Source organism: Actinomadura logoneensis (assembly GCF_003428695.1).
GTDB classification, from domain to species: domain Bacteria; phylum Actinomycetota; class Actinomycetes; order Streptosporangiales; family Streptosporangiaceae; genus Spirillospora; species Spirillospora logoneensis.
Genome location: NZ_QURH01000077.1, coordinates 1 through 4,710, shown reverse-complemented (window position 1 = coordinate 4,710; position 4,710 = coordinate 1). Strand labels below are relative to the sequence as shown.

Annotated in this window: 4 protein-coding genes; all 4 read right to left on the bottom strand. The window is 75.9% G+C overall.

Translation table 11 applies throughout. The features are described 5' to 3' along the window. Positions 1-86: 86 nt before the first annotated feature. Positions 87-1,622, bottom strand: coding sequence for a hypothetical protein (locus tag DZF91_RS03690; protein ID WP_235834060.1), 1,536 nt, complete (start codon positions 1,620-1,622; stop codon positions 87-89). 13 nt (positions 1,623-1,635) lie between these two features. Further along, on the bottom strand, positions 1,636-2,415 hold the full coding sequence (locus DZF91_RS03685) for an FHA domain-containing protein (protein ID WP_235834059.1): 780 nt from the start codon (positions 2,413-2,415) through the stop codon (positions 1,636-1,638). A 5-nt stretch (positions 2,416-2,420) separates the two neighbouring features. Beyond that, on the bottom strand, positions 2,421-3,719 hold the full coding sequence (locus DZF91_RS03680) for a VWA domain-containing protein (RefSeq protein WP_117356088.1): 1,299 nt from the start codon (positions 3,717-3,719) through the stop codon (positions 2,421-2,423). After that, the coding region (locus tag DZF91_RS41500) for a PP2C family protein-serine/threonine phosphatase (protein WP_407920873.1) at positions 3,716-4,710 on the bottom strand (995 nt) is incomplete at its 5' end. The genes DZF91_RS03680 and DZF91_RS41500, both read right to left, overlap by 4 nt.

Below are 4,710 nucleotides of genomic sequence, written 5' to 3'. Positions count from 1 at the left end.
CCGGGTGCGCGCCGCGCGCGTCCGGCGGGTGCGCGCCGCGCGCGTCCGGCGGGCGCGGCCGGGGCCTTGGGGCTTGGACGGCATCGTCAGATCCTCCCGAACTCGGCGAGCCGGGGGCGGACGCCCACCAGCACCAGCGCGGCGATCACGACGGCGGCGACCGGCGGGATGGCCTTCCAACCGGACAGCCCGCCGTCGGCCTGGCGGATCGCGCGGTCGAACGCCCGGCTGTGGGTGGCGCCCAGGGAGCGCAGCGCCGCGTCGTAGGCGTCGAAGTCGCGGATGGCGGACGAGCCGCGTCCCATCCGGAAGTCGATCGCGGCGCGCCGGTTCCCGGACTGGACGAGCCGCCGCATCTGCTGGTCGTCGCCGAGAACGGTCGCGTAGGCGCGCAGCGCGCGGGCGAGCGCGTCGCTCTCCGGGCCCTCGCGGACCTGGCGCGCCTCGTCCCCGAGCAGGCCGAGGAACGCCGACCGGTCCCGCGGGGCGTAGTGCGTCGCCGCCTTCCCGGCCAGCGCGTAGTAGTTCGCGAGGTTCGCCGGGGTGCCCGCCGCGGGCTCGACGTAGAGGATCGCCGACGCCTTGTCGAGGTAGTTCTGCTCGTAGGTGTCGGCGCGTCCGGGGTCGAGGAGGAAGCGGGACTGGTCGGCGAACGCGCTGTGGCTGATCGCGCGCGCCCGGGACATCGTCAGGACGGAGTCGAACCCGTCCCGCTTGGCCCGCAGCAGGTGCCCGGCCTGCGCGTTCAGCACGCCGACGCCCACCGCGACCAGCACCACCGTGGCCACCGTCGCGAGCGCGAGGCCGGGGTTCAGCAGCCGCCGGAACTCGCGCGCCATCGCCAGCTGCCCGGCGACCAGCACCAGCAGCGCCGCGACGCCCGCCGCGAGCACCCAGTACCGGGCGTCCAGCACGCTCGTCCGCTTCTCCTGGTAGGACTGCCGGACGGTCGCGCCGCTGTCCAGCGTCAGGTTGTACGCCTTGGGCAGCAGTTCCAGCTTCATCAGGTCCGACGCCTGCCGGTAGGTCTGCACCACCGGCTGCGGCAGCTCCCCGGCCGCGTGCCCGGACTGGTCGTTCAGCGTGAACGCCTGGCCGACGAGCCGCTGGTACTGCCCGAGCCCGTCGATGACCTCCTGGACGGTCCGCCGGCGGTCCTGGTCGCGGCCGGCGAGCTGCGCGGCCTGGACGGCGGCGCTCCCGGCGTCCGACCGGGCCCGCTCGTACCGCCGCATCGACTCGTCCCTGCCGATGCCGAGCGCGGTGTCGCGGCCGATCAGCAGGATGTCGGCGACCTGCGCGTCCATGTCGCTCAGCGCGAAGTACAGGTCCCCGGTCGCCACGACCTGCGGCCCGGCGTCGTGGCCGATGGTCTGCACGCCCTGCCGGGCGTCCTGCACGCCGAGCCCGAGGGCCAGCGCGAGCGCGCCGACCGCGGCCACCGCGAGGGCCGTCCAGCCGCGGATGCGGCCCGGGACGGTCTTCAGCCACCGCCCGCGCACGAACGTGACCAGCCGCCCCCGCTGCAGCTCCAGCGGCCTCGCGGCGCGCCGCGCCGGGGCCGTGGTCGGGACGGCGGGCTGGCGTGGCGGGACGGCGGGCTGCCGTGTCGGCGTGCTCATTCCGCGCTCCTGCTCATTCCGCGCTCCTGAGGGTGTCCGGGCCGGTCAGGGTGATCGTCGTCCACGCCCCGACATGGACGCGGTCGCCGTCCTTCACCGGCACCGGGACGTTCACCGGGATCGGGTCCCGGTCGTCGTTGAGCGTCGTGCCGTTGGCGGAGCCCAGGTCCACCAGCGTCCACGAGCCGTCCGGCTGGGCCAGTAGCACGGCGTGCAGCCGGGAGACGCCCGGGTCCTCCGGCGGGACGGACAGGTCGATCTCCGGATGGATACCCCGCGACACGCTGCGCCGCCCGATCTGGACGCGGTCGGCGGTCAGCGGGAGCCGCCGGTCGGGGCAGTACGGCGGGAACGCGATCCCCTGCCCCTCCGTCCCGCTCTGCGCGACGACCGCGTCGTAGTAGGCGCGGTCGGCGGTGACCACGGCCGTCCAGACCTTCGGCCTCGGCTGCGGATGGCCGCCGTAGTCCTCGGTGAACGACTCCGGGCGCTCCGCCTGGCGGCCGGTGGCGAAGTCGTAGCCGTCCACCTCGCAGAACCGTCCGGACTTGGCCGTCCCGCACACCGGGCAGGCCGCCGCCACGGCCGCGCCTCCGCCGCTCCCGCCCGGCCGCGCCGTGCCGCCGGGCGACGCGCCCGCGCCCGCGCCCTGGGACGGACGGACCGAGCCGTCCTCACCGGCGAACTCCAGGCGCGGCGCGGACTCCACACGCGTGCCGCACGCGTCGCAGAACTCGTCGCCGGGCAGCAGTTCCGCCGCGCACGCGCCGCACTTGCCCACGGAGCCGGTCACCGCCGTCAGGCCCCCGTCCCGGCGCCCGCTTCGCCCTGCCGCGTCCGGACGGTCCGGACCGAGCGGGTGTCGAGGGACATCTCGTCGGCGACGTCCACGTCCTTCTTCAGGCGGACCGTCCCCGTCTCCCGGTCCACCTCCACCATCCGGTCGAGCAGCCCGGAGATCTCCTCGTTGCCGACCTGCCTGGCCAGCGCCACGGCGCGGCCGAGCCGGGTCGTGGCGCGCTCCTCGTCGCCCTCGCGCCGTGCGGCCAGGCCCTCCTGGATCGCGTCGGCCAGCTCCGACTGGCCGGTGTGGTGCGCGACGCGCGCGTTGATCCGGGTGGACAGCGCCTCGTCGTCGGTCCACTCGACCAGCACGTTCGCGTGCGCCAGCTCGTCGCCGGAGTCGGTGACGAGCTTCACCCAGGCGGCGCGGCCCTGCCGTCCCACGTCGCCCGGCGGGACCTCCACGCACAGGTGGTACTCGCGGCTCTCCGCGCCCCACGCGCCGAGCGGGTAGTCGCCGATCTGGCCCCGGTCGGCGCGCCGCTCCGTCAGGTCCTCGACGGTCGGGACCATCTGCTTCACGAACCGCAGCCGCCCGTTCTGCGGCGTCCAGACGCGCAGCGCGAGGTCGGGGACGCGCTTGCCCATGGCGTCGCGCATCATCTGCCGGAAGTCGCCCTCCAGGTGCGCCGGGTCCGGGACGTCGAGGAAGCCGCCGAGCAGCACCGAGGTGATCTTCCGCAGCTCCGCGACGTCCCAGTCGGTGCCGACGCCGCGCGCGTCGCAGCCGAAGCGGCCCTCGCACTCGCGCAGCGCCGCGTCCAGCTCCTCGGCGCTCTCGTGCTGGTTCTTGCCGTCGGTCAGCAGGATCGCGTGCCGCACCGCGCCCTCCTCGCCGGACAGCAGCCGCCCGGCCAGCCGCAACCACGACCCGATCGCCGTCCCGCCGGACGCCTCCAGCCGGGACACCGCGCGCACCGCCTCCGTGCGCCGCCGGGCGTTCATCGCGACGAGCCCGGCCTCCTGCGGGTAGACCATGCGCGGGCTGTTCGCGCCCGCGACCACGGCGAACCGCACGCCGTCCCGGACGACCCGCAGCGCCGCCTCGGCGGCCCGCTTGGCGGCGGCCATCTTCCCGGCGTACGACATCGACCCGGAAGCGTCGATGATGATCACTTCGGCGGCGGCCGGGGGACGTCCGGCCGGGGCGCCGCCGGACGACTCCACCGTGACGATGGCGTGCATCTCCTGCCCGCCGGCCCCGAGGTACGGATTCTGGTCGACCCTGATCGTGAACGGCGGACGGTCGGTCATCGCCGGCTCTCCCTGCTCGTTGCTGACACCCTCGTCGTCGGCTCGGCCACGGCGCCCCCACCGGACGCCGCGTTCCGTCTGTCGGACGCGCCGGGCCCGGTTCCGGCGCCCGTTCCCGTGGTTTCGGACATCCCCTGTGCCGGTTCCGACCCGACGGAACCTCCCGTTCCGGTGCCGGCGGGGAGGTCCGCCGTCACCGGGTCCGGCGGCGGGAACGGGACCAGCACGACCGTCACGTTGTCCCGTCCGCCCGCGTCGAGCGCCGCGTCCAGCAGCACCCGGACGCCGCCGACCGGATCATCCGCCGCACCGAGCGCGGCGGCGAGGTCGGCGGGCTCGGGCAGGTAGTTCCACAGGCCGTCGCTGCACACCAGCACCGCTCCCGGACCGTCCGGCGCGAACGCCGCCACGCTGGACGACGCGCCCCCGGAGTCCGCGCCCAGCCAGCCGGTCAGCAGGTGCGCCCGCCGGTCGGCGTGCGCCGCCTCCGGCGTCATCGCCCCGGCCCGGACCATTTCCTCCGCCCACGAGTCGTCCCTGGTCAGCGCCTGCCCGCCGCCCAGCCGTCGGGGAGCGAACTCCACCGTCGCCATCCGCGCCACTCCGGCGGACCGCCCCGCCGCGCTGTGCCGGAAGGGCCCGGAGACCGCACCGGGGGACACCCGGTCGGGAGCGGGCCGCGGCACCGGAGGCGCCCACCTCGGAACACCCCGGTCAGCACGCGTCACCTCCAAGTCGGGCCGCGCCGACAGATCACCGCCTCCTGGCAGGTCAGGGCCTCCCGGCAGGTCGGGTCGCGCCGACAGGTCGCGTCGGCTCGGCAGGTCGGGCGGTCCCGGCAGGTCAGGGCGGGGCGGCAGGTCAGGGCGTGCCGACAGGTCGGGGGGCGCTGACTGGGCGGGGCGGGCGGGGATGTCGGCGCGGGTCAGCGCGGCGGCGGACCGGTGGAGGCGGGCTCCCGGGAGCCAGTAGGCGCGGCTGTCGCCGACCC